The organism is Arthrobacter sp. TJ-263, from assembly GCF_058269155.1.
This window is the reverse complement of the sequence record NZ_JBZCNE010000002.1, coordinates 294,530-319,126: the sequence shown is the minus strand read 5'-3', so window position 1 is coordinate 319,126 and position 24,597 is coordinate 294,530. Positions and strand designations below refer to the sequence as shown.

The following is a 24,597-nucleotide window of genomic DNA, read 5'->3' as shown; positions in this document are numbered from 1 at the left end:
CCCCAGCCGGGAGATCGCCCAGCGGGTCGGCGGCGCCCGGAGCCCTTCTTGAGACCAGGGGTTCCACCAGGCGTCGCCGACTCCGGCACACCCGGACCGATACGATGGCAGGGTGACCACGTCCCCCGCCGCCGGCCCGCCGGCACCCCTCCTCGGAGCAGCGGACATCCGCCGCCTGGCAGCAGAGGTGGACATCCGCCCCACCAAGACCCTCGGGCAGAACTTCGTGATCGACGGCAACACCATCCGCAGGATCGTCGCCGCTGCGAACCTGGGCCCCGCCGAGATCGTGCTCGAGGTGGGCCCGGGCCTCGGGTCCCTCACCCTCGGCCTGCTCGACGCCGCGGAGCGCGTCGTCGCCGTCGAGATCGATCCCGTCCTCGCCGGGAAGCTGCCGGACACCATCGCCCAGTGGCGGCCCGACCGCGCGGCGGCCCTCGACGTCGTCCTCGAGGACGCCCTGCGCGTGACCTCCCTGCCGCACGCCCCGACCTCCCTCGTGGCCAATCTGCCCTACAACGTCGCCGTCCCCGTGGTCCTGAACCTGCTCGAGCGCTTCCCGTCCCTCCGCCACGGCCTCGTCATGGTGCAGGACGAGGTGGCGGACCGGCTGGCCGCGCCTCCCGGGTCCAAGACCTACGGCGTCCCGTCCGTGAAGGCCGCCTGGTACTCGAGCATGGCCAAGGCCGGGGTGATCGGCATGAACGTGTTCTGGCCGGCGCCGAAGATCGCCTCGGGCCTCGTCCGCTTCACCCGCCGGGAACCACCCGCGACGACGGCGACGCGCGAGCAGGTGTTCGCCGTCATCGATGCCGCCTTCGCCCAGCGCCGCAAGACGCTGCGTGCGGCGCTCGCGGGCTGGGCCGGCAGCCCGGTCCTGGCGGAGCAGGCCCTCCGGGCGGCCGGGGTGGACCCGACCGCCCGCGGCGAGGTCCTCGACATCACGGCGTTCGCGCGCATCGCGGAGGCCCGCGCGGACGCCCCGGGCGCTGCGCCCGCGCACTGACGCCGCGGGCAGGTCACGGGCAGGCCGCGGGACAGGTCGCAGGAGAAGTTCTAGGAGGATCCGCGGAAGACGGGTGGGTTAGGTTGGTGGGTATGGCCTCGGGCAGAACAGTCGACATGCGCTCCGGCGCCCGGTCCGTGCGCGTCAGGGCCCCGGGGAAGATCAACGTCTCCCTCGCGGTGGGCCCGCCCCGGGAGGACGGCTACCACGGGATCGCTAGCGTCTTCCTCGCGGTGTCCCTGTACGAGGAGGTCACGGCCACGGAGACGGCCGGCGACGGCATCAGCGTGAGCGTCAACAACGAGGGCACCCTGAACCTCCCCGCCGCGTCCATCCCGCTGGACCGCACCAACCTCGCGGTGCGCGCCGCGGAACTCCTCGCCGAGGTCAGCCCCGGGCGCACCGGCGTGCACCTCGACATCACCAAGCGCGTGCCCATCGCGGGCGGCATGGGCGGCGGTTCGGCGGACGCCGCCGCGGCCCTGCTCGCCTGCGACGCCCTGTGGGGCAGCGGCTTCTCCCGGGACGAGCTGGCGAAGATCGCCGTCGACCTCGGCGCCGACGTGCCGTTCGCGCTCGTCGGCGGGACCGCCGTCGGGCTCGGGGTCGGGGACCGCCTGACCCCGGCCATCTCGAAGACCCCCCTGCACTGGGTGCTCGTGACCTCCGACTACGGCCTCTCCACGCCCGAGGTGTATCGCACGCTGGACAAGATCCGCCTGCGTGAGGGCCTGGCCCCGGATCCGCAGCCGGCCATCGACCCCGCGATCCTCGGGGCCATGCGGGCCGGCGACGCCCTCCGCCTCGCCCCGCTGCTGCACAACGACCTCCAGCGTGCCTCGATCGAGCTCGCCCCGGGGCTGGGCGATATCCTTGAGACGGGGGAGGCCGCTGGTGCGCTCGCCGGGATCGTGTCCGGATCGGGTCCTACCATCGCCTTCCTCACCCAGAGTTCCGGCCACGCGGCCGAACTGGAGTCGCTCCTCGGGGCCGAGGGGCTGCAGGCGATGACCGTCCACGGTCCGGCCCACGGGGCGCGGATCGCCACAGAATCCGCGGCCTGACCGCGCACCACCGTTCCAACCGAAAGCAGTATCTCCTTGGCACACCTTCTCGGCGCCGAAAGCCTCAGCGTCGCCTTCGTCACCCGCACCATCCTGGACAACGTGTCCCTCGGCCTCGAGGCCGGCGACCGCATCGGGGTGGTGGGCCGCAACGGCGACGGCAAGTCCACCCTCATGCGGCTCCTCGCACAGCGCAGCACCCCGGATTCCGGCCGGGTGACCAAGCGGCGTGACGTCTCCGTGGGCTACCTCGACCAGTCGGACGTGCTCGACGGCGACCTCGAGGTGGGGCGCGCGATCGTCGGCGACCAGGCGGACCACGAGTGGGCGTCCAACCCGAAGATCCGCGACGTCATGGGCGGCCTCGTCTCCGAGGTGGACTGGCACGCGAAGGTGTCCTCCCTCTCCGGCGGGCAGAAGCGCCGTGTGGCCCTCGCGAAGCTGCTGATCGCCGACGACGACGTCATCATGCTCGACGAGCCCACCAACCACCTCGACGTCGAGGGTGTCGCCTGGCTGGCGCGGCATCTCCAGCAGCGCTGGCGCCCCACCGAGGGCGGCATGCTCGTGGTCACCCACGACCGCTGGTTCCTGGACGAGGTCTGCAACCACACGTGGGAGGTCCACGACGCTGTCGTGGACGACTTCGACGGCGGCTACGCGGCCTACGTCCTCGCGCGCGCCGAGCGGGACCGCATGGCGTCCGTCGTCGAATCCAAGCGCGTGCAGCTCGTCAAGAAGGAACTCGCCTGGCTGCGCCGCGGCGCCCCCGCCCGCACCGCGAAGCCGAAGTTCCGCATCGAGGCCGCGAACGAGCTCATCGCGGACGTCCCCGAGCCCCGCGACTCCCTGGCCCTCAGCAAGATGGCCATGTCCCGGCTCGGCAAGGACGTCCTGGACCTCGAGGACGTCAGCCTGACGATCGACGACGGCGACGGCGCGGAGCGGACGCTGTTCGACAAGATCACGCTGCGGCTCGCGCCCGGCCAGCGGCTCGGGCTCGTGGGCGTCAACGGGTCCGGCAAGACGACGCTGCTGCGGCTCCTGAACGGCGAGCTGCAGCCCACCGCGGGGAAGCTCAAGCGGGGCAAGACGGTCCAGACCGCCGTGCTCTCGCAGGAGGTCAGGGAGCTCGACGACGTCAGCGACAGCCGCGTCATCGAGGTCATCGAGGCGGAGAAGCGCGTCTTCGCCGTCGGCGGCAAGGAGGTCTCCGCGAGCCAGCTCGTGGAGCAGCTCGGGTTCACCAACGAGAAGCAGTGGACGAGGGTCAGCGAGCTCTCCGGCGGCGAGCGCCGTCGCCTGCAGCTGCTCCGGCTGCTCGTGGGTGAGCCGAACGTACTGATGCTCGACGAGCCGACCAACGACCTCGACACCGACACCCTGTCCGCCATCGAGGACGTGCTCGACGGCTGGCCGGGCACCCTCGTGGTGGTCTCCCACGACCGCTACCTCCTCGAGCGCGTCACCGACACCCAGATGGCGCTGCTCGGCGACGGGAAGCTCCGCGACCTGCCCGGCGGCGTGGACCAGTACCTCGAGCTGCGGAATGCCGCCGGCCCGCTCACGGCCACCGGGAACGCCGCGTCCCCGGCCGTCAGCGGCGGGTCCGCCGGCAGCACGTCCGAGGCCGAGTTGCGGCAGGCCCGCAAGGACCTGACGCGCATCGAGCGGCAGATCAGCAAGGTGGACGCGCAGAAGGACAAGACCCAGAAGCAGATGAACGACGCCGGCGCACGGCCCGACGCCGACTTCGAGCACATCGCGGGCCTGAACGCCCGGTTGCAGGAGCTGCAGGCGGAGATCGGGGACCTCGAAGTGCAGTGGATGGAAACCGCAGAGATCATCGGCGAATAGTCCAGCACGGGGGTCGGGTTTCATCGCGGTGATGTGCCCCACGTCGCGGAACCCCCGAGGAGCATCCTGGACGAGGCGCACAGGGGCGGCCCTCCAGAAAACAGGTAGTGGCGCGTAACGGCCACGTAACCGGGGCGACGTCGGCCTGCAACACGACGCCCCTGCGGACCACGTAGGGCCGTGCGCCCTCTCCCGCCCGTTGTGGCGCCGGGAAGGGCGCACGGCCCTTTTCGATGCCCCGCAACGGTCTCTCGGAACGGCTGGCGGGTGCACCGAGGACGCCTCCGCGGCGCTCAGGTAGTCCCTCTCAGCCGAGTAGCTGTGCATCCTGTCACAGGTGGTTGCGCGGAAATAGACAGGTATCCGGCTTCCTTGCGGTCTGCCCTAGGGTCGAATCAGAAGGTGGCTGACGATCGTTCCGCTACCACCCGCGCCCGCCGCGCCGCAGCCCGCCTGCAACGCTGCCTGGCGACCCAAGCCCACTGATGTGCATCCCACCCAGTCGCTCCCGCCTGCCCAAGGACTCCTTTGCATCCTCTTCCGCTTGCCGCCACCGCCGGCACATCCCTCGATGTCGGCCTCAGCATCCTCGGCTCCCAGTGGTCGGCCTGGACCTCAGGCCTCGACTGGGCGGGCGCTGGCGCGTTCTGGGCCGAGGTCTCGCCGTACTTCCCCGTGGCCGTCGCGGGCACGATCGTGTGGGCTCTCTGGCTGTACCGGTTCATCCTGTCGCGCCGGGCGAAGCCGATCGTCACCGACCACCGCACCACCACCTCCGTGGTGGTCCCGTCCTTCCACGAGGACCCGGAGATCCTGATGAGCGCGCTCGAGTCCTGGCGAGCCCAGGGCCCGGACGAGATCATCATCGTCCTCGACGTCAAGGACCTCGACGCCTACGCCCGGATCGAGGCCCTCCAGGACCCGACGATCAAACCGATCCTCTTCCACCACGTGGGCAAGCGGTCCGCGCTCGGCGTCGGGATCCGCCTCGCGCAGTACGAGGTCCTGGTCCTCACCGACTCGGACACCTGGTGGCAGCCCGAGCTGCTGCGCAACGTCCAGATGCCCTTCATCGATCCGCTCGTCGGCGCGGTGGGGACGCACCAGACCGTCTACATGCGGGAGACGAGCGTCTGGCGGCGTGTCGCCGACTGGCTCGTCAACCTGCGCTACCTCGACTACGTGCCGGCGATGGGTGCCGCCGGTGCCGTGCCGTGCATCTCCGGCCGCACCGCGGTGTACCGCCGGTCCGCCGTCCTGCCGGTCCTCGAGCACCTCGAGAACGAGTACTTCCTCGGCAAGCGCTGCATCTCCGGCGACGACGGCCGCCTGACCTGGCTCGTCCTGGCCTCCGGGTACAAGACCGTGCACCAGTCCACGGCACGCGCCCTCTCGATGTTCCCGGCGAGCTTCAGCGCCTTCGTCAAGCAGCGCGTGCGGTGGAGCCGCAACTCCTACCGCTGCTACCTCACGGCCATCGGTACCGGCTGGCTCTGGCGTACACCCTTCATCACGAAGGTCACCGTCCTGCAGATCCTGCTCACCCCGGTGACCATGGGCCTGACCATGTTCTACCTCATCTTCAACCGGCTGGACTTCACCGTGCTCGGCATCGCCGCAGCCCTGTGCTGGCTGCTCCTGGGCCGCGGCATCCGCGGGATCTCCCACCTGCGCCGCCATCCGCGGGACATCCTCATCCTCCCGGTGCTCGCCTTCGCGGTGATCCTCGTGGCACTGCCCATCAAGCTGTACGCCTTCGCGACCATGAACAAGCAGGGCTGGCTGACCCGGCACGCGGACCAGATCGGCGGTGACGGCCAGGACGCCGTGAGCCTCGAGACCACGTCCGACACCCGGGAGGCGGTCGCATGACCAGCCGGAAACCGATCCTCCTCGGCCTCCTCGCGCTCCTGGTCGTCGCCCTCGCGGGCGCCGGCTTCCTCGCCGCGGGCAACGTCTGGGACAGATCCGAGGCGGACGCCGTCGGACGCAACGAGATCGCCGCCAACGGCAACGTCCAGGGCGAGCTGTACACGGGGGATCCCCGCAGCGAGGCCCGCATCGTGAAGAGCGAGGAGGAGCGCCTCGTCTATGTGCGCACCATCGCCTCCGCCGCCCGCTGGCGCGTCGACGGGCTCGAGGGCCCGTACCGGCTCAACACCGGGGCCACGAACACGCTCGTCCTCCCGGCACGCACCGAGCCGTACACCACGGCCGATCTCCTCGGGCTCGCCCCGGACACCTTCACCGAGCAGGCGCCGTCCACGTTCCTGCTGACCGAGAACATCGTGGTGCTGCCCGGCGCCACCCTGTCCCTCAGCGGGGACGACGGCGTGACCGTGCGCATGCGCAGCGACGAGGACGCCTTCGTCTCGATCGTCGCCCTCGGCGGCTCGCTCACCATGGCCGGGACCGAGCAGTCCGACGTCACGGTCACGAGCTGGGACGGCACCGGTGCGGACACCGACACCTCCGACGGCCGCGCCTACGTCCGCGCCATCGGCGGGCATGCCTCGTTCTCGTACGCCACGGTGTCCTCGCTGGGCTTCTGGAGCGGGAACACGGGCGGCCTCGCCCTGACCGGCACCGACACGCCCGGGACGTTCCAGGAGGCCCCGGCCGCCGAAGAACCCGTGGCCCCGGCCGGCGCCCGCCTGCTGCCCGAAGCGGACCTGCAGTCGCTCGCCGACCAGACGGAGCTCGACTACAGCGTCGTCACCGCCGGCATCGACCACCTGACCGTCACGGACAACGCGTTCGGGCTCTTCATCACCAATGCCCGCGACGTCGCGATCCGCGACACCGCGATCAGCGGCAGCCTCGTGGACGGACTGGTCCTGCACCGCTCCGTCACGGACGCCACCATCACCGGGACGACGTCCTCGGACAACGCGGTGGACGGCATCGCCGTCGGACGCTCCAGCGCCCGCGTGGAACTGCAGGACATCACCGCGAGCGGCAACGGCCGCAACGGGCTCTCGCTCGACGGCCAGCCGCTCGCGGACGGCCCCAACGCCGTCGGGACCGCCGTGGTCACCTACGGCAGCAACCGCGTGGTCCGGAGCACGGTCGCGGACAACGGCCGCTACGGCATCGAACTCAGCGGCGGCCACAACCTCCGAATCACGGGCAACACCATCCGCGGCAACGAGGTCGGCATCGTCGTGAACTATGCAGCAGAAGGAGTCGGCATCATCGACAACGAGATCCGCGACCAGCGGCAGCAGGGCATCGCCGTCCGGGACACGGGCGCCCAGGCCGACATCCGCGGCAACACGATCTCCGGCACCCCCACCGGCGTGTACGTCCGCGACGCCTCGGCGGTCGTCACCGGCAACATCCTGAGCTCCATCTCGAGCCACGGCGTGACCCTCGTGGGCAGCCTGCCGGACACCCGGGTCACCGGCAACGACGTCAGCGGGGACGGCACCATCCCGATCTGGGACGAGACCTCCACGGGAGCGCTGGTCGAGGAGAACGACGTCCTCGATTGGCACCCCGCCACCACCGTCCAGAGCGTCGTGAACTCCGTCTTCCAGCCGCTGACCTTCATCTGGCTGCTGCTCGGCGCCCTCCTCGTGGCCACCGCGTTCACCCGCAAGCGGCACCTGCGCGTCCGCACCATCCGCAACCCCTACGAGGAGCGGGTGCCGCTGACGGCGCTCAGCCGCGGAATCGTGCGTATCGACGACCTCCGGGACGCCCGATGACGCGCCGCGGACGGATCGTCGCGCTCCTCCTCGCCGTCGTGGCCATCGCGGTGGCCGTCGTCGTCGTGGTCGTCGGCCTGAACCGGGAAGACGGCGACGGCGCGGCGCGGGATCGTCAGGACACCCAGCCCGAGACGCCACCCGAGACGAGCCAGGACGCCGCCCCCGCGCCCGCCCCGGTGGAGACGCCGGCGGAGTGCCCCGAACCGACGGTTCCCGTGGCCAACGCGACCGACCTCGAGAACGCGCTCGACGCCGCGGAGCCGGGGGACGTCATCGCCCTCGCCCCGGGCGTCTACACGGGCAACTTCACGGCCTCGGCCACCGGGACGGCCGAGCAGCCCATCATGCTCTGCGGTTCCACGGAGAGCATCCTGGACGGCGGTACCACCGAGGACGGCTACATCCTCCATCTGGAGGACTCCGCCCACTGGGTGCTGCAGGGCTTCACGGTCCGCAACGGCCAGAAGGGGGTCATGGTGGACCAGAGCACCGACACCCTGATCACCGGCCTCACCGTCACCACCATCGGCGACGAGGCCATCCACCTGCGGAAGTTCAGCACGGACAACCGCGTCATCGGGAACACCATCAGCGACACCGGCCTGCGCAAGCCCAAGTTCGGCGAGGGCGTCTACATCGGCACGGCCGAGAGCAACTGGTGCGACATCAGCAACTGCGAGCCCGACCGCTCCGACCGCAACGAGGTCGCCGGGAACACCATCTCCGGGACCACCTCGGAGAGCGTGGACATCAAGGAGGGGACCGCCGACGGCGTCCTGCGCGCCAACACCTTCGACGGCTCCGCCCTCGTGGAGGCCGATTCCTGGGTCGACGTGAAGGGCCGCGGCTGGCTGATCGACGGCAACACCGGCGCCAACTCGCCGCAGGACGGCTTCCAGACCCACGAGATCGTGGACGGCTGGGGCACCGAGAATGTCTTCCGCGACAACGAGGCCCAGGTCAACGGACCCGGCCTCGGCTACTCGCTGAAACCCGTGCGCGACAACGTCGTCGAATGCAGCAACACGGCCTCCGACGCCGGAGAAGGCCTGTCGAATGAACCCTGCACCTCCGGCTGACCCACCGACCGCGTTCCCCACCCCAGCTTCTCCCCACTTTAGAAAAGGACCGACCATGAGCTCTTCCCCCGAGAACCACGAGCCCGCACCGCGGGTGACCGTCATCGGCACCGGCTACCTGGGAGCAACCCACGCCGTATGCATGGCCATCATGGGCTTCGACGTCCTCGGCGTCGACGTGGACCAGCGCAAGATCGACATGCTGACCGCCGGCAAGGTGCCGTTCTTCGAGCCGGGCCTGCCCGAGAAGCTCGAGGAGGCCCTCGCCTCCGGCCGCCTGCGTTTCAGCACGGACTTCGACGAGGCCGCCGCCTTCGGCGACGTGCACTTCATCTGCGTCGGCACCCCCCAGGCCGCCGACTCCGCCGCCGCCGACCTGCGCTACGTGGAGTCCGCGTTCACGGCCCTGGCCACGCGGATCGACCGCAAGGCCCTGCTGGTGGGGAAGTCGACCGTCCCGATCGGCACGGCCGCCCGCATCACGGAGATGGTGCAGTCCATCTCCCCGCTCGGCGCGGAACTGGAGCTCGCCTGGAACCCCGAGTTCCTCCGCGAGGGGTTCGCCGTGCAGGACACCCTGTACCCCGACCGCCTCGTCTTCGGCGTCGAATCCGCGTGGGCCGAGCAGCAGCTCCGCACCGTCTTCAAGCCGATCCTCGACCTCGACACCCCGGTGATCGTCGCCGACCTCGCGACTTCCGAGCTGGTGAAGGTCGCCGCGAACTCCTTCCTCGCCACGAAGATCTCGTTCATCAACGCCATGGCGGAGATCTGCGAGGCCACAGGGGCCGACGTCAACCACCTCGCCAAGGCGCTCAGCCTCGACGACCGCATCGGCGGCCGGTTCCTCAAGCCCGGCCTCGGCTTCGGCGGAGGCTGCCTTCCCAAGGACATCCGGGCCTTCAAGTACCGCGCCGAGGAGCTCGGCGTCGGGCAGGCGGTCAGCTTCCTCGGTGAGGTGGACTCGATCAACAACCGCCGCCGTGTGCGGACCGTGGATCTCATCCGCGAGCTGGCCGGCGGCAACCTCGACGGCGTGCGGGTCGCCGCACTGGGTGCCGCGTTCAAGCCCAACTCCGACGACGTCCGTGACGCCCCGGCGCTCGACGTCGCCCGCCTGCTCTACCTCGAGGGTGCGATCGTCAGCGTGTACGACCCGGAGGCGAACGAGAACGCCCACCGCCGTTACCCCGACCTCAACTACGTGGGCTCCATGGCCGAGGCCGTGGACCAGGCCGACGTCGTCGCCCTCCTCACGGAGTGGTCCGAGTTCCGGAACGCGGATCCTGACGCGCTCGGCGCCCTCGTGAACCACCGCCGCATCGTGGACGGGCGCCACGCCCTGGACGCCAACGACTACACGTCGAAGGGCTGGCAGTACCGCGCGCTCGGCCGTCCCGCCCAGGCCGGCACGGTCGCGCTGGCCTCGGACGTCCGCGACGAGACGCCCACGCTCGTCGGCTAGCACGCACGACGGAAGGGGCCGGGTGGGAGCGGACTCCCACCCGGCCCCTTCCGTGTCCGGCGGACTAGCGGCAGGCGATGTTGCTCAGCCCGCGGGCCGCCCCGCTCGGCTTGCACGCGATGACCGTCCTGAGGGCTGCCGACTGCACCCAGACCTCGTACCCCGGGACCCCGCCCTGCACCGTGTTGCCCGCGAAGGTGGTGCCCGTGCCCCACCCGGCGAGGACCGAGTGCACCTGGAAGGCGTCCAGTTTCGTCCCGAAGCCCGTGTTGCCCTCGATCCGGTAGCCGTTACCCTTGACGTCCACCCAGGAGTCCGCGAAGTTGGCGCCGGATCCACCGGAATTGGTGAACGTGTTGCCGATGATCACCCCGCCCGTGGTGCCCTCCTTCACGTCGATACCCTCGGCGGACGTGTTCGTGATGCGGTTGTTCCTCACCTCGATGCGGTCGGAACGGTCGGCCACGCCCCTGGACCAGTTGCTCCTCGCACTGCCCAGGTAGATGCCTTCGCCGTACCCGGGCTGCTTGAGGCCGGTGTCGTGGATGAAGGAGTTGCGGATGGCGCCGTCGGAGCTCCCCGACCGGAAGTGCACCGCCTCGGCGCCGATGGTGCCCACGTCGACGCCGTCGATGATCGTGTTCCTCGACCCGTCCAGCACGATCCCCTTGGCCGAGGAGGCTACGGCCACCCCCGTGATGCGCCAGTGCGAACCCGTGACGTGCAGGCCGTAACCGGAGGACGTGGACCCGCTGGACAGCACGGCGCCGCGGGAGCCGCGCAGGGTGATCGGGGACGCCGCCGTGCCCGACGCCGACGCCTTGAAGGCACCGATGTAGCGGCCGTCCCGCAGTTCGATGACCTGCCCGGGCCGTGCGTTCGCGAGGGCGGTCTTGAGCCCGGCGGCAGTCGAGACCTGCACGACGTTCGCGGGTGCGGGCGTCGAGGTCGGCGCCGGCGCCGATATCGGCTTGGGCGTCGGTTTCGAGGTCGGCCTCGGCGCCGGGGCCGGCGCGGGCTTCAGTGCCGGGGTGGCGGCGGGCGCCGGGGCCGCGGGTCGGGGGGTGGCCACGGAGAAGGACACGGTGCTCTCCTGTCGACCGGCGGGCGATTCCCACCGGACCTCGAGCTTATGCGTTCCGGCCCCGACGGCCACGGGCCACGCGTAGGGAGCGGTGGTGTCCTGGCCGAGGTAGGTTCCGTCCACCTTGAACTTCACCTTGGACCCGGCGGGTGCCTCGACGGAGGCGAGGAAGGCGCCGTCGTGCTGGACGGTCCCGGCGAGAGCCTGCCCGTCGGCGCGGACGGTCGGGGGAGCGGCGGACGCGGGGGAGGCGATGAGCGAGACGGCGACGGCGGCGACGGCGGCGGCTGCCATGCGGCGGCACGCAGGCAGGCTGGAGGAGGAGAACATGTGCTGCTTTCTGGAGAGACCTTCCCGCTGATGCGGGCCAGTTCGTCAGAGGCTAGCCACACTCGCGAGCCGGTCCTAGGAGTCCCGCGCCGGCCTTGCAAGAAACAGTGGAACCTGAGGAAATGCTTGCCGATCCTTGCGTCCGATGGATGCCGGCGGCCAAGTAATGGATTCCCCAAGACGAGTAGCGGGTGCGCGAAGTTACTCTCGTCTTGCCGTGTGCCGTCCTGTTAGCTGGGCTCGAGTGGTCAAGGATGAGCACGACATGGGGAGCTATGAGTTACGGTCTCAGCGTCGACGTAGGTACCAGCTACACTGCAGCCGCCACCCTCCGGACGGACGGTGATGGTCCCGGCGTGCCGCAGATCCTCTCCCTCGGCAGCCGCGCGGCGGCCATTCCCACCGTCGTGTTCCTCGGTGCGGACGGCACCCGGCTGGTCGGCGATGCCGCCGAGCGCAGGGGCGCCGCGCAGCCCGACCGCGTCGCCCGGGAGTTCAAACGGCGCATGGGTGACGACATCCCCCTCATGGTCGGCGGCGAACAGGTCCTCCCGCAGCAGCTCGTCGCCGCCGTCGTCAGCTGGGTCGTGGGTGTCGCCACCGAGAGGGAGGGCGGAGCGCCCGACGTCGTCACCCTCACGCACCCCGTGGGCTGGGGCGAGCACCGCACCTCCCTGCTGCGGCAGGCCCTGGCCGAAGCCGGCATCGGCGACGTCGTCCTGCTGACCGAGCCCGAGGCGGCAGCGCTCTCGTACGCCGCGCGGGAGCAGGTCCCCGCAGGCAGTACCCTCGCCGTGTACGACCTGGGTGGTGGGACCTTCGATGCGACGGTGCTCCGGAAGACCGATGCCGACACGTTCGCGGTCCTCGGCACCCCCCAGGGCCTGGAGCGGCTCGGCGGAGCGGACTTCGACCAGGAGATCTTCGATCACGTCCTCGAGAGCTCGGACGTCCCGCTGGCCGGACCGGAGCACGACCCGGCGCTCCTCGCCGCGCTGACCCGCCTCCGGAAGGAGTGCACGGAGGCCAAGGAGGCCCTGTCCTCCGACTCCGAGGCCACCGTGTCCGTGATGATGCCCGGTGCGCATTCGCAGGTCCGCATCGTCCGGTCGGAATTCGAGGCGATGATCGAACCGGCGCTCGGTGACACGCTCACCACCCTCCGCTCCGCTCTCGAGAGTGCGGGGGTGAGGGGGCAGGATCTCGCCGCGATCCTGCTGATCGGCGGATCGTCGCGCATCCCGCTGGTGGCCCAGCTGCTGTCCGAGGAGTTCGACCGGCCCCTGGCCATCGACGTCGACCCCAAGGCCTCCGTCGCCCTCGGCGCGGCCTTCGCCACGTCGGCCCTGGACGATGCGCCGGGGGACGGGCCCGCCGCGGCGCCGGGTCACGTGACCGGCGTGCCCCTGGAGCGTGCGGCGGCCCCGACCGTCAACGCGGCCGGCTTCGCACGGCCCGCCCCGCACAGCGCCCCGCTGCCCACGCACGGGCCGGCAGCCCAGCTACCGACCAGGCGGTTCGGGGTACGGGTCGCGGCCATCGCCGCGGCCGTGGCGCTGCTGGGTATCGCGACGGCGTCCGCGACGAATTCCCCGAACCCGTTCTCTGCGCTCTCGGCCCTGTCCGGCGACCAGCGGGCCGAGGCCGCCGAAGGAGCCGCCCCCACGGCAGAGGCAGGGGGCGTGACCGCCACCCCGGACGAGACGGACGGGGGCATCGGGCCCCTGCTGGAGCCGGGCGACGCCGGGACCTTCCTGGACAGGACGGAGGCGATGGCGGGAACGGCGCCCGACGGTGCCGGGCAGGCAACCCCGTCGGGTACCGCCACGGAGAAGAGTGCCGGCGCCTCCTCCGATCCGACGAAGCAGGCGACCCCCACACCCGGCACCCCGACGAAGGCTGCGTCGAAGGATCCCAAGCCCGCGGGCGACACGAAGCCCACGCCGCCGCGCACCAGCACGCCGTCCCCGTCCGCACCGGAACCCGGCGCCGGCCCGGTCGGTCCGACGCCGCCTGCTCCTTCCCCCTCACCGACGCCCGCGCCTCCCGTCACCGAGGCGCCACCGGTGACCCCGCCCACCACCCCGCCGGTTCCCGATCCCGTGACGCCGCCGCCGGCCCCGGATCCCACGCAGCCACCGGCGGACCCCGCACCCACCGACCCGCCTCCCGCCGATCCGGACCCCCAGCCCACCACGCCCGAAGCGCCGGCGCCCGCGGATCCGCCTCCCACCGATCCGCCCGCCGATCCCGCCACGCCGTCGTCCCTCACGTCGGAGTCGTGACCGTGACCGCCCACGACGTGGAGACAGGGACGCCCCCGCTCCACGGCCGGCCGCTGGACGCGGCGACCTACGAGGTGGTCCTCGCGCTGTGCATCGGCTTCTCGATCCCCGGACTCGTCCCTCCGCTGCTGTACAACGAAGGTGTGCCCGCCGAACAGCTGGCCGCCGAGGCGAGGGCCGCCGGCCTCGTGCAGCCCGACGGCCGCCCGATGCCCGAGCTCCGGGCGTCCATGCTGCGCGACGCCGACGCCTACCAGGTGCGCCGGCTGCAGCGCGCCCTCGTGGATCTCTACTGCTCCGAATCGCTCCCCCTCGGCCCGCTTGCGCGCCGGCTGGCCGCGGACGGCCTCGTCGACGACCGCGTCGCCGGGGTGCTGGCCGAGGAGGGCACTGCGCTGCTGGGCACCGATCCCGCAGCGGCCCTCGACCTGCTGGAAAGCGCGGTCGCCGCCGGAGCTGACGCCACGGGCACCGGTCCGCGCCGGGCGGAGGCAGCGCTCGGTGCCGGCGACCTCGACGCCGCCTCCCGCATCCTCGACACCTACTTCGGGCACGGGGATGCCGACGCCGAACCGGTCCTCGCCGATGCCGCGCGGGCCGTGCGGGTCGCCTCCGCGCTGTGGGCCCACCGGGGCATGATGTCCCGAGCGGCCGACGTGCACCGCTGGGCGGCGGGAGCAGGATCGACCGGGGTGGATCCCCTCGGGGCGCTGGCACTGCTCGCCACGGGGGATGCGACGGGCGCCCGGGCGATGGTCTCGGGCGGGGGCCCGGCGGCGTCGCCGTCGCTGGCGGACGTCGCGCACCTCCTGCTCGCGGAGGGTGCCCTGCAGTCCCTCGGCCCCGACCCCTCCAGCGCCGTGCCCATCCTCATCCGCTCGTCCGACACCCTCAACGCCACGGGGAGGGTGGCCCCGTCACCGGAACTGCCCGCCTGCCTCGCGGCGACCGTCGCGCTCCTCGCCGGGAACCACCAGACCGCGCTCGCCGTCATCCAGGCGGCGCTCGCGGGCGGGCAGGGCGGCCGGGTGTCGCGCCCCCGGCTCTGCTTCCTGGGCGGCTGGGCCGCCATGCTTCTGGATCAGCCCGCCCTGGCACGGGACTTCTGCGACGAGGCCCGCGCACAGGATCAGCGCCTCACGCCGCGGGACCACCTCCTGCTGCAGGCGCTCGAGGTGGGACTGGCCCGGCGTGCCGGGGACAGTGCGGCGCTCGTCCAGGCCTGGCAGCGTGCCCGCGAGGCGTTGCTGCACGTCTCCGTGGATCTCTTCACCCTCCTCCCGTTCACCGAACTGGTCATCGCAGCAGCCCGGCTCCGCGACTCCGACGCACTCCGGACCCACCTCGACGAGGCATGGGTGCTGCTCTCGCAGCTCGGGGATCCGCCGCTGTGGTCCGTCCCTCTGCACTGGTCCGCCGCCCAGGCTGCGCTCCTGCTCGAACGCCCCGGCGACCTCGCCCCGCATGCTGCGGCGCTGGTCCATCAGCCCTCCGCCTACCCTCTGGCGGCCACTTTCGCGCTCGCCGGCAAGGCCTGGGTCTCCGTCCTCGCCGGACGCTTCGAGACCGGCGCCGTCGAGGTGGCAGCGCAGGGCCTCGCCGCCGCGGGGTTCGCCTGGGAGGGTGCGCGCCTGGCCGGCCACGCAGCGGCACGGGCGGACGACCGCCGGGACATGACACGACTGCTCTCCTGCGCGCGCAACCTACGGCCCGCGCGTGAGCGGACCCCGCGTCCCAACGTCGGGCCCTCCCCGGCAGCCCCTGTCCCGCCGGGGGACCGGACACCGAGGGCTGCCCGGACGGCACCCCCGCACGGTGCCGCGACGCACGATGCCGGAGCGCCGGGGGCCGACGCCGGGACGCGGGGTCCCGCAGCACGGAGGGCAGGAGGGCCGGCACTCAGCGGCCGCGAACGGGAGATCGCGCAGCTGGTGCTGGAGGGACGGACCTACCGCGAGATCAGCGAGGAGATCTTCATCTCCCCGCGGACCGTGGAGCACCATGTGGCGCGCATCCGGCGCCGTTTCGGCGCTTCGTCGCGCTCTGACCTGCTGGCACGGCTCCGGGTGACGCTCGGGACCACCTCCGCGGAGACCTCCACCGCCGAGCATCCACTGCCGGGCCGGGTCCCGAACCCGGTGGGTTCCCCTAATCGGGGCCGGCGGAACCCCTAACGCGCCCCGGGGATCAGGGGTGGAACTACCGATGTCCCGCCCGCCCCCCACTCCTACGTTGGACACAAGCCAGCAGAGCCGCCGGCGGATCCGACCTCACCGAAGGAACATCTCATGACTACTCTCGCTTCAGAGCTCCTCGACTTCCTGATGAACCTCTTCAACGACGAGGAAGCGGCCCGCGAATTCATCAGCGATCCCGAAGCCGTCCTGGCCAGCGCCGGCCTCGGCGACGTGTGCAGCGACGACGTCGACGCCGTCCTGCCCGTGGTCCTGGACTACGCCCCGGTCAGCTTCGACCGCACGTACGACACCGGCGGGAACTCCTCCGGCGATGTGAGCCCGGGTGCTCCCGGCCGGGACGGCGACGACGGCAGGGACGGCTGGCCAGGCGACGACGGCAAGGACGGCTGGGACGGTGCTCCCGGCCGGGACGGGAAGGACGGCGACGACGGCAAGGACGGCGACGACGGGAAGGACGGTGACGACGGGAAGGACGGTGATCACGGCCACGACCATGACCATGACCATGACCATGACCACGATCACGACGACAGCGATCACGGCCACGCGATCCAGCAGCTGTTGCACATCGTCAACAACTACTCGTACACCACGTCCGTGGATGACCGCGACACCATCACCGACCAGTCCGTGAACCAGAACATCTGGGCCGACGGCGACGTCACCCAGTGGTTCGAGAACGAGGCCATCGTCGCCTCCGGTGACCGGGCGGTCGCGGCGGACGGCGATGCCAAGGTAGATAACTCGGTCGACAACTCGGTCGACGACTCCGAAGACCACTCCACCAACGTCCACGCCGGCGGCTCCTCGAATGTCGCCATCGGCAACACCAACGACTCCTACAACGACAACTCGGACAACTCGATCGAGGACTCGTACAACGACAACTCGGACAACTCGGACCGCTCCGACAACTCGATCGAGGACTCGTACAACGACAACTCCGACAACTCGGTGGACACCGACACCGACATCGACACGGATATCGACGTCGACATCGAGGATTCACTCAACACCGACAACTCCGACCGCTCGGACAACTCGATCGAGGACTCCTACAACGACAACTCGGACAACACCGACGTCGACGTGAGGATCGAGGACTCGTTCACGGCGGAGGAGACGACGACGATCACGGACAACTCCCTGACGGACTCGTACAACGACAACTCGGACACCACCGAGGTCGATGTGGAGATCGAGGACTCCTTCACGACGGACGAGTCGATCAACACCGACGTCGTGATCGAGGACTCGTTCACCGCGACCGACAACTCGACGGATCAGTTCACGTCCATCGACGACTCCGCGTTCTTCGTCGACAACGAGGTGGATGTCGAGATCGAGTCCGAGATCGAGGTCGAGGATTCCTCGCTCTGATCGCAGCACGACCGAGGCAGGCCCAACGGGGAGCTGTTCCCGTTGGGCCTGCCCGTGGTCTCATAGAACAACTCACCGGGGAGTGTCACATGGATGATCTGATTCCGCTCGTGAAGAGCGGCCTGGGGCTGGTCGCCTCCGGCGACCGCGCCGACCTGCGCCGGCGGCTGGAGCAGACACTGGGACGCCTGGCCACCCCGGACATCCGTGTGATCGTGGTGGGGGAGTTCAAGCAGGGCAAGAGCAAGCTCATTAACGCTCTCGTGAACGCCCCGGTGTGCCCCGTCGATGACGACATCGCCACCTCCGTGCCCACGGTGGTGGGCTACGGCGATCCCGCCAGTGCGGCGGTGCTGATGCCCCGCGAGGACGGCGGCCCGGACCGCGGGGCCGTCGAGCGCCGCGAGATCGCCCTCGAGGACATCGCCCGTTTCGTCTCCGAACGGGGCAACCCGTCCAACCGGCAGGGCCTCGCCTCGGCGGAGGTCCGCCTTCCGCGACGGCTGCTGGCCGACGGGCTCTCGATCATCGACTCCCCGGGGGTGGGAGGCCTCGAATCCGCCCACGCCCTGACCACCCTCACCGCCCTGCCCACGGCGGACGCCATGCTCCTCGTCTCGGATGCGTCCCAGGAGTACACCGAGCCGGAGCTGCGCTTCCTCCGGCAGGCCGCCCGGATCGTGCCGAACGTCGGCTGCGTGCTCTCCAAGACGGACCTGTATCCGCAGTGGCGGGCCGTCGCGGACCTCGACCGCGGCCACCTCTCCGAGGCGGGGATCCCGGCCCCGCTGATCCCGGTGTCCTCCGACCTCCGCCTGTTCGCGTCGCAGACCAAGGACGTGGAGCTGAACCGGGAGTCGGGGTTCCCGGAACTCATCGGCTACCTCCGCAACGAGGTGGTGGGCAAGGCGCAGGTCCTGCGCCGGAAGTCGGTGGCCCAGGACTTGCTGTCCACGGCCGATCACCTGCGCCTCTCGGTGACGGCGGAACTGCAGGCACTCCGGAACCCCGAGGGCGTGCCCCTCCTCCTCGCCGACCTGGAAGAGGCCAAGGAGCGGGCGGACCAGCAGCGGAAGCGGTCCTCGCGCTGGCAGACCACCCTCAACGACGGCGCGTCGGATCTCATCAGCGACATGGAGCACGATCTCCGCGATCGGCTCCGGTCCATCCAGCGGGAAGCCGAGGCCGCCATCGACGACGGCGATCCCGGGCTCATCTGGGACCAGTTCGCCGAGTGGCTCGAGCAGCGCGTGGCCTCTGCGGTGTCGGACACCTTCGTGTGGACCAACGAGCGCTCACAGTGGCTCGCCGAGCAGGTGGCCGAGTTGTTCGCGCTCGACGAGGTACCCCTGCCGCTGCTGGAGGTCTCCAGCACGGACGGCGTCCTCGCCCCCGTGGAGGAGGTGCCGTACCTCGACCCCGGGCATGTGAGCGTCGCGGGCAAGGTCCTCATCGGCATGCGGGGGTCCTACGGCGGTGTGCTGATGTTCGGCCTGCTCACCGGCATCATCGGTATGGCCCTCATCAATCCGCTCTCGGTGGGCGCCGGGCTCCTGCTCGGCCGCAAGGCGTACCGCGAGGACAAGGACGCACGGCTCAAGCGCCGCCAGGGTGAGGCGAAGTCCCTGGTGCGGCGCCAGATGGACGACGTCGTGTTCCAGGTGGGGAAGCAGCTCAAGGACCGGCTGCGGCTCGTCCAGCGCGAGATCCGCGACCACTTCGGTGCCATCGCCGAGGAGCACCACCGCTCCCTGGCGGACTCCGTCGCGGCGGCGCAGCGGACGGCGTCGACCTTCCGGCAGGAACGCGAGGCGCGCATCACCGAGCTGGAGGCCCAGCTCGCGGCGATCGACCGCCTGCACGCGCAGGCAGGGCGCCTCCTCCCGGAGCCCGCGCAGGCCACGGAGCCCGCGCAGCCCGACACCGGATCCACCGGCGCCGTGGCGGCGGGAGCGCACGCGTGAGGGACAGCGGCGCCGTCGAAGCCCTCCTCGCGGACGCCCTCCTGGTCTACGACGACGATCCCGCGGTACGGGCCGAACTCGAGGGGTATGCGCGTCGGCTGCGCGAACCGCTGCGCGTCGCCGTCGCCGGCATGGTCAAGGCCGGCAAGTCCACGCTCCTCAATGCGATCATCGGCGAGGAGATCGCCCCTACCGGCACCGGGGAGTGCACGCGCATCATCACCTGGTACCGCTACGCGGCGACGCCCCGGATCACCCTGCACCCCGTGGACGGCGAGCCGCGGCTGCTGCCTCTCACCAGGGTGGACGGGCGGCTGGTGTTCGATCTCGGCGGGCAGCGGGCCGAGGACGTGGCGCGCCTCGTGGTCGACTGGCCGGCCGAGAACCTGCGCGCCATGACCCTGATCGACACCCCGGGCATCGCCTCGCTCTCCACGGACGTCTCGGAGCGCAGCACACGGTTCCTCACTCCGGAGGACGCCCCGTCCGAGGCCGACGCCGTCATCTACCTGATGCGGCACCTCCACGCTTCGGACCTGCTGTTCCTCGAGGCGTTCCACGACACCAGCGCTGCCCGGTCGGGCACCATCAACGCGCTCGCCGTCCTCTCCCGCGCGGACGAGGTGGGGGCGGGGCGGCTCGATTCGCTGATCGCCGCCTCCCGCATCGCCGACCGCTACCGGGCCGATCCGTCCCTCAGGTCCCTGGTCCTCGACGTGCTCCCCATGGCGGGACTGCTCGCCCAGAGCGCGCGGACCCTCCGGCAGGCGGAGTACCAGGGGTTCGTGGCGCTGGCAGCGCTCGGGAGGACCGACCGCGAGCGCACCCTGATCTCCGCCGACCGCTTCGTCGCGGGTAGCGCCGCTCTCGGCCTCTCGACGGAGGACGCCGCGCGCCTGCTGGACCGGTTCGGGATGTTCGGGCTCCGGCTGGGCGCCGCCCTGGTGCGCGGCGGCACCGGCAGTGCGACGGCGCTGGCCCACGAGCTGGCACGGCGCAGCGGGCTCGACCAGCTGATGACGCTCATGACGCGGCAGTTCCACGCGCGGGCCACGGCCCTGCGGGTCCGGACGGCCCTGACCGGACTCGAGGTGATCCTCGCCACGCACCCCCGGGACGCCGCCGCGCGGCTGCACGCGGGAGTTGAGAGGATCACCGCCACCGCCCACGAGATGAACGAGCTGAGACTGCTGTCCGCCCTGCGTGCCGGCCGTGTCCCGCTGCCCGCGCCGGCAGTGGCCGACGCCGAGCGCCTCGTCGGAGGCTCCGGCACGGCCGCCGCGGACCGGCTCGGGCTGGAGCCGGCCGCCGATCACGGGGAGGTGCGGGCCGCCGCGCTCGGACAGTTGCACCGGTGGCGTGTGCTGGCCGAGAACCCGCTGACCAGCCGGGGGGCCCAGGAGGCGTGCCAGATCGTGGTGCGCACCTGCGAGGAACTGGTGGTCCGTGCAGGCCCGGCACCCCTGGAGGGCGAGCGGGAACCGGCGGGCGAGCCGGAACCGGGCGAGGTCGTCAGCGCGGGGGGCGCGCGTCCCTGAACCACCGCGCCGCCGGCGGGAGCAGGCAGAGGAGGAAGGCGAGGGCGGCGAGGGCCAACTGGACACCCGCCAGATGCACGGTGGGCTGGAATCCCGCCGAGTCCTCACCGAGGAAGGCGACCACCAGCAGGACCGCACCCACGTTGAGCGCGAGCATCACGAGGAGTGCCCAGCGCACGCCACCGCGGCCGCGCACCAGAGGGCGCACGAGGAGGGCTTCGGCCACCAGCACCACCGCGAACAGCGCGAGCGTGCCCCAGAACGCGATCGCCGCGACCTGGTCCAGCCGCGCCGCGTCCGCCCCGGCGTCGATGCCCGCGGCGGTCTCCCGGAGACGGGCCAGATGCGCGTCTCGGTCCAGGTAGGCGAACACGAGAGCCGCCACGCCGACGACGCCGCCCGCGAGCCACAGTGCGCCCATGTACCGGACCAGCGGGGGAGGAGCGGCCACCCTGAGCGAGGGAGGCGGAACGGCGTTGGACATCTCTGGCCGGGGAGGACGCATGGTCGTAATCTAGCCCCGCCGCGCGGGGGCTTCAACGGTCGACGGCCGGCGGGCCTGCCGGCAGGCGGGCAAGTGGTCGGTAGCGGCAGTCGAGTATCCGGCAGGATGTCGGCCCGGTGGCGCCGGCTCCTACCGTTGGTGCATGACCAATACACCGTCCCCGTCGCCGGACCATGGACGCCGTCGCGCCGGGGAGGGCACGCAGCGCAGCTGGACGGTCATCGGGACCCTCGTCGTGGTGTTCGTCGTCGCCGTCGTCCTGTTCCTGCTGCTCTGACCCGGCAGCCTGTCCCGCCCCGGCAGCGTGCCGGGGCGGTCTGCCGTGCACGTCATGGCAAAGTCCCGCGGGCATGGCAAACTAGATAACCGTGCGCACATGCCCCGGCCCACCCGGGGTGCGTCACGGTCCGCCCTGGTGTAATGGCAGCACCCCAGCCTTTGGAGCTGTGGAGTATAGGTTCGAATCCTATGGGCGGAACGGGGGAGGCGCTGGCCAGGGATCAGCCAGTCCGCCGCACACGCCGGTCACCTACAGGTAGGAGCGCTTCTTCGTGAGCACACAGGACGAAACCACGCACCTGGAGGGCGCCGGCGTACCAGCTGCCGTCATCGTTCTCGCCGCCGGCGCGGGGACCCGCATGAAGTCGCGGACCCCCAAGATCCTGCACCGTATCGGCGGGATCTCCATGATCGGGCACGCACTGCGGGCCGCCCGCGCCATCGGGCCGCGGGAGCTCGCCGTCGTCGTCCGCCATGAGCGGGACCGCGTGGCGGAGCACGTGGGCAGCGTGGACCCGGAAGCCGTCCTGATCGACCAGGACGAGCTGCCGGGCACCGGGCGCGCCGTGCAGGTGGCGCTCGAGGGCCTCGACGCCCGCTCCGGGAGCCCCCTGAGCGGCACCGTCGTGGTGACCTACGGTGACGTCCCGCTGCTCACCACCCAGACCCTGCGGGAGCTCGTGGCCATCCACCACGGCGAGGCCAACGCCGTGTCCGTCCTCACCGCGGTCCTCGAGGACCCCACGGGCTACGGGCGCATCCAGCGCCACGAGGACGGCACCGTGCTCGCGATCGTCGAGCACAAGGACGCCTCGCCCGAGCAGCGGGCCATCCGCGAGGTCAACTCCGGCATCTATGCCTTCGACGCCGACGTCCTGCGGCGCGCCCTCACGCTGGTCGACGCATCCAACGCGCAGGGCGAGATGTACCTGACGGACGTCCTCGCCATCGCCCGCGCCGACGGCGGGCGCGTCGCCGCCGTGGTGCAGGAGGACCGCTGGCAGGTGGAGGGCGCCAATGACCGCGTACAGCTCGCCGCGCTCGGCGCCGAACTCAACCGCCGCGTCGTCGAGCAGTGGATGCTGGCGGGTGTCACGGTCGTGGACCCGTCCACCACCTGGATCGATTCCACCGTGGTCCTCGAGGAGGATGTCACCATCCTGCCCGGTACGCAGCTCCACGGGGAGACCTCCGTGGCGCGCGACGCCGTGGTGGGTCCGGACACCACGCTGACCGACGTCGTGATCGGCGAAGGCTCACACGTGGTCCGCACGCACGGCAGCGGCGCGCGCATCGGCGCCGGCGCGAGCGTGGGCCCCTTCACCTACCTGCGCCCCGGCACGGTCCTCGGTGAGGACGGCAAGATCGGGGCGTTCTACGAGACGAAGAACGTGACGATCGGCCGCGGCTCCAAGCTGTCCCACCTCGGGTACGCCGGCGACGCCGAGATCGGCGAGTACACGAACATCGGCTGCGGCAACATCACCGCCAACTACGACGGCGTGAACAAGCACCGCACGGTCATCGGCTCCCACGTCCGCACCAGCTCCAACACGGTCTTCGTGGCCCCGGTGAGCATGGGCGACGGCGCCTACACCGGCGCCGGCGCCGTGGTCCGCGCGGACGTCCCGGCAGGCTCGCTCGCCGTGACCGTCGCGGCCCAGCGGAACATCCCCGGCTGGGTGGCTGCGAAGCGGCCCGGCACCGCCTCCGCCGCCGCGGCGGGTGCCGCCGCGGACGCGCCCTCCCCCGGAACCCCCACGAGTACCCCCACCGAAGAGAAGAGCACCCAGGCATGAGCGAGATCACCGCACACGGCGAGAAGAAGCTGGTCCTGGCCTCGGGGCGCGCGCACCCGGAGCTGGCGGAGGAGATCGCCTCCTGGCTGGGCACCGAGCTGCTGCCGGTCTCCGCCTACGACTTCGCGAACGGCGAGATCTACGTGCGGTCGGGGGAGAGCGTGCGCGGAACGGACGTCTTCGTGATCCAGGCGCACCCTGCCCCGCTGAACAACTGGCTCATGGAACAGCTCATCATGATCGATTCCCTGAAGCGGGCCTCGGCCAAGCGCATCACCGTGGTCTCGCCGTTCTACCCCTACGCCCGCCAGGACAAGAAGGGCCGCGGCCGTGAGCCCATCTCGGCCCGCCTCGTCGCGGACCTCTACAAGACGGCCGGCGCCAACCGGCTCATGTCCGTGGACCTGCACACCTCGCAGATCCAGGGCTTCTTCGACGGCCCCGTGGACCACCTCATGGCCATCCCGCTGCTGGCGGACTACATCCGCTCGCGCGTCGACGCCGACAACGTCACCGTCGTCTCCCCGGACACCGGCCGCGTCCGGGTGGCCGAGCAGTGGGCCGAGCGCCTGGGCGGCGCGCCCCTCGCCTTCGTGCACAAGAGCCGTGACCTGACCGTCCCCAACCAGGCCGTCTCCAAGCAGGTGGTGGGCCAGGTGGAGGGCCGCACCTGCGTGCTGATCGACGACATGATCGACACCGGCGGCACCATCTCCGGCGCCGTGCAGGTGCTCAAGAACGCCGGCGCAAAGGACGTCATCATCGCGGCCACGCATGCGGTATTCTCGGAGCCGGCGTCGCGCCGGCTCGCCGAATCCGGTGCCCGCGAGGTCGTGGTCACCAACACACTGCCCATCCCCTCGGAGAAGCGGTTCCCGCAGCTGACGGTGCTGTCCATCGCCCCGCTGATCGCCCGGGCCATCCGTGAGGTGTTCGACGACGGCTCGGTCACCAGCCTGTTCGACGGCAACTCCTGAGCCACGTCCGGGCCGGTAGGCGACTAGTTGACATTACAAGTAGTTTTTTGACCGATTTGAAGTAGTCTCGCCAG

General features: G+C 71.1%; 17 protein-coding genes and 1 tRNA gene. 16 read left to right on the top strand and 2 right to left on the bottom strand.

The genetic code is table 11. The annotated features are described in order from the left end of the window. The first annotated feature begins 112 nt into the window (after positions 1–112). The 7 genes from rsmA to AC4D2F_RS11955 all read left to right on the top strand — a co-directional run bounded on the left by rsmA (position 113) and on the right by AC4D2F_RS11955 (position 10,184). Positions 113–1,006, top strand: a complete 894-nt coding sequence (gene rsmA / locus AC4D2F_RS11985) for a 16S rRNA (adenine(1518)-N(6)/adenine(1519)-N(6))-dimethyltransferase RsmA (RefSeq protein ID WP_490910755.1) — start codon at positions 113–115, stop codon at positions 1,004–1,006. Positions 1,007–1,098: 92 nt separating this feature from the next. Then, entirely contained in the window at positions 1,099–2,070 is a 972-nt protein-coding gene (locus AC4D2F_RS11980; RefSeq protein ID WP_490910754.1) for a 4-(cytidine 5'-diphospho)-2-C-methyl-D-erythritol kinase, read from the top strand. Between the two features lie 36 nt (positions 2,071–2,106). Continuing rightward, the gene (locus AC4D2F_RS11975) at positions 2,107–3,927 is read left to right on the top strand and encodes an ABC-F family ATP-binding cassette domain-containing protein (RefSeq protein WP_490910753.1); all 1,821 of its coding nucleotides are present in this window, start codon (positions 2,107–2,109) and stop codon (positions 3,925–3,927) included. 528 nt (positions 3,928–4,455) lie between these two features. Next, on the top strand, positions 4,456–5,799 hold the full coding sequence (locus AC4D2F_RS11970; protein ID WP_258069958.1) for a glycosyltransferase: 1,344 nt from the start codon (positions 4,456–4,458) through the stop codon (positions 5,797–5,799). Continuing rightward, positions 5,796–7,637 (top strand): right-handed parallel beta-helix repeat-containing protein, encoded by a 1,842-nt coding sequence (locus AC4D2F_RS11965; RefSeq protein ID WP_490910752.1) that lies wholly within the window; start codon positions 5,796–5,798, stop codon positions 7,635–7,637. The genes AC4D2F_RS11970 and AC4D2F_RS11965 overlap by 4 nt, the downstream gene beginning before the upstream one ends. After that, a complete protein-coding gene (locus tag AC4D2F_RS11960; protein WP_490910751.1) occupies positions 7,634–8,719 on the top strand; it encodes a right-handed parallel beta-helix repeat-containing protein in 1,086 nt (361 codons plus the stop codon). The genes AC4D2F_RS11965 and AC4D2F_RS11960 overlap by 4 nt, the downstream gene beginning before the upstream one ends. A 55-nt stretch (positions 8,720–8,774) precedes the next feature. Continuing rightward, positions 8,775–10,184 (top strand): UDP-glucose dehydrogenase family protein, encoded by a 1,410-nt coding sequence (locus tag AC4D2F_RS11955; protein ID WP_104168402.1) that lies wholly within the window; start codon positions 8,775–8,777, stop codon positions 10,182–10,184. Positions 10,185–10,248: 64 nt separating this feature from the next. Here the strand turns inward: AC4D2F_RS11955 and AC4D2F_RS11950 are convergent, their stop codons facing one another. After that, positions 10,249–11,598, bottom strand: a complete 1,350-nt coding sequence (locus tag AC4D2F_RS11950; protein WP_490910750.1) for a right-handed parallel beta-helix repeat-containing protein — start codon at positions 11,596–11,598, stop codon at positions 10,249–10,251. Between the two features lie 275 nt (positions 11,599–11,873). On the opposite strand from AC4D2F_RS11950, the gene AC4D2F_RS11945 reads away from it, so the two are divergent. The 5 genes from AC4D2F_RS11945 (at position 11,874) to AC4D2F_RS11925 (ending at position 20,963) form a co-directional block, all read left to right on the top strand. After that, entirely contained in the window at positions 11,874–13,883 is a 2,010-nt protein-coding gene (locus tag AC4D2F_RS11945; protein ID WP_490910749.1) for an Hsp70 family protein, read from the top strand. Beyond that, positions 13,880–16,057 (top strand): LuxR C-terminal-related transcriptional regulator, encoded by a 2,178-nt coding sequence (locus AC4D2F_RS11940; protein ID WP_490910748.1) that lies wholly within the window; start codon positions 13,880–13,882, stop codon positions 16,055–16,057. Before AC4D2F_RS11945 ends, AC4D2F_RS11940 begins: the two co-directional genes overlap by 4 nt. Positions 16,058–16,171: 114 nt before the next feature. Beyond that, a complete protein-coding gene (locus tag AC4D2F_RS11935; RefSeq protein WP_490910747.1) occupies positions 16,172–17,461 on the top strand; it encodes an IniB N-terminal domain-containing protein in 1,290 nt (429 codons plus the stop codon). Positions 17,462–17,550: 89 nt separating this feature from the next. After that, positions 17,551–19,425: a dynamin family protein gene (locus tag AC4D2F_RS11930; RefSeq protein ID WP_490910746.1), complete on the top strand. Its 1,875-nt coding sequence runs from the start codon at positions 17,551–17,553 to the stop codon at positions 19,423–19,425. Continuing rightward, positions 19,422–20,963, top strand: a complete 1,542-nt coding sequence (locus tag AC4D2F_RS11925) for a dynamin family protein (RefSeq protein WP_490910745.1) — start codon at positions 19,422–19,424, stop codon at positions 20,961–20,963. The genes AC4D2F_RS11930 and AC4D2F_RS11925 overlap by 4 nt, the downstream gene beginning before the upstream one ends. Here AC4D2F_RS11925 and AC4D2F_RS11920 read toward each other — a convergent pair. After that, a complete protein-coding gene (locus AC4D2F_RS11920) occupies positions 20,938–21,468 on the bottom strand; it encodes a hypothetical protein (protein ID WP_490910744.1) in 531 nt (176 codons plus the stop codon). The genes AC4D2F_RS11925 and AC4D2F_RS11920 overlap by 26 nt on opposite strands. 142 nt (positions 21,469–21,610) lie before the next feature. On the opposite strand from AC4D2F_RS11920, the gene AC4D2F_RS11915 reads away from it, so the two are divergent. From AC4D2F_RS11915 to AC4D2F_RS11900, 4 genes are all read left to right on the top strand, one after another. Continuing rightward, positions 21,611–21,745, top strand: coding sequence for a hypothetical protein (locus tag AC4D2F_RS11915; protein ID WP_258069957.1), 135 nt, complete (start codon positions 21,611–21,613; stop codon positions 21,743–21,745). Positions 21,746–21,874: 129 nt separating this feature from the next. Further along, a tRNA-Gln gene (locus AC4D2F_RS11910) sits at positions 21,875–21,946 on the top strand. Between the two features lie 73 nt (positions 21,947–22,019). Further along, positions 22,020–23,546 carry a bifunctional UDP-N-acetylglucosamine diphosphorylase/glucosamine-1-phosphate N-acetyltransferase GlmU gene (gene glmU / locus AC4D2F_RS11905; RefSeq protein ID WP_490910743.1) on the top strand — a complete coding sequence of 509 codons (1,527 nt, stop codon included), beginning with the start codon at positions 22,020–22,022 and terminating at the stop codon, positions 23,544–23,546. Beyond that, positions 23,543–24,523 (top strand): ribose-phosphate diphosphokinase, encoded by a 981-nt coding sequence (locus tag AC4D2F_RS11900; RefSeq protein WP_104121083.1) that lies wholly within the window; start codon positions 23,543–23,545, stop codon positions 24,521–24,523. The genes glmU and AC4D2F_RS11900 overlap by 4 nt, the downstream gene beginning before the upstream one ends. Positions 24,524–24,597 lie beyond the last annotated feature (74 nt).

Excerpts from the sequence above, each read along its gene's own strand:
- AC4D2F_RS11980 (WP_490910754.1), top strand. The coding sequence starts at position 1,099 with ATGGCCTCGGGCAGAACAGTCGACATGCGCTCCGGCGCCCGGTCCGTG.
- AC4D2F_RS11965 (WP_490910752.1), top strand. The coding sequence starts at position 5,796 with ATGACCAGCCGGAAACCGATCCTCCTCGGCCTCCTCGCGCTCCTGGTC.
- AC4D2F_RS11960 (WP_490910751.1), top strand. The coding sequence starts at position 7,634 with ATGACGCGCCGCGGACGGATCGTCGCGCTCCTCCTCGCCGTCGTGGCC.
- AC4D2F_RS11955 (WP_104168402.1), top strand. The coding sequence starts at position 8,775 with ATGAGCTCTTCCCCCGAGAACCACGAGCCCGCACCGCGGGTGACCGTC.
- AC4D2F_RS11950 (WP_490910750.1), bottom strand. The coding sequence starts at position 11,598 with ATGTTCTCCTCCTCCAGCCTGCCTGCGTGCCGCCGCATGGCAGCCGCC.
- AC4D2F_RS11945 (WP_490910749.1), top strand. The coding sequence starts at position 11,874 with ATGAGTTACGGTCTCAGCGTCGACGTAGGTACCAGCTACACTGCAGCC.
- AC4D2F_RS11935 (WP_490910747.1), top strand. The coding sequence starts at position 16,172 with ATGACTACTCTCGCTTCAGAGCTCCTCGACTTCCTGATGAACCTCTTC.
- AC4D2F_RS11930 (WP_490910746.1), top strand. The coding sequence starts at position 17,551 with ATGGATGATCTGATTCCGCTCGTGAAGAGCGGCCTGGGGCTGGTCGCC.
- AC4D2F_RS11920 (WP_490910744.1), bottom strand. The coding sequence starts at position 21,468 with ATGCGTCCTCCCCGGCCAGAGATGTCCAACGCCGTTCCGCCTCCCTCG.
- AC4D2F_RS11915 (WP_258069957.1), top strand. The coding sequence starts at position 21,611 with ATGACCAATACACCGTCCCCGTCGCCGGACCATGGACGCCGTCGCGCC.
- AC4D2F_RS11900 (WP_104121083.1), top strand. The coding sequence starts at position 23,543 with ATGAGCGAGATCACCGCACACGGCGAGAAGAAGCTGGTCCTGGCCTCG.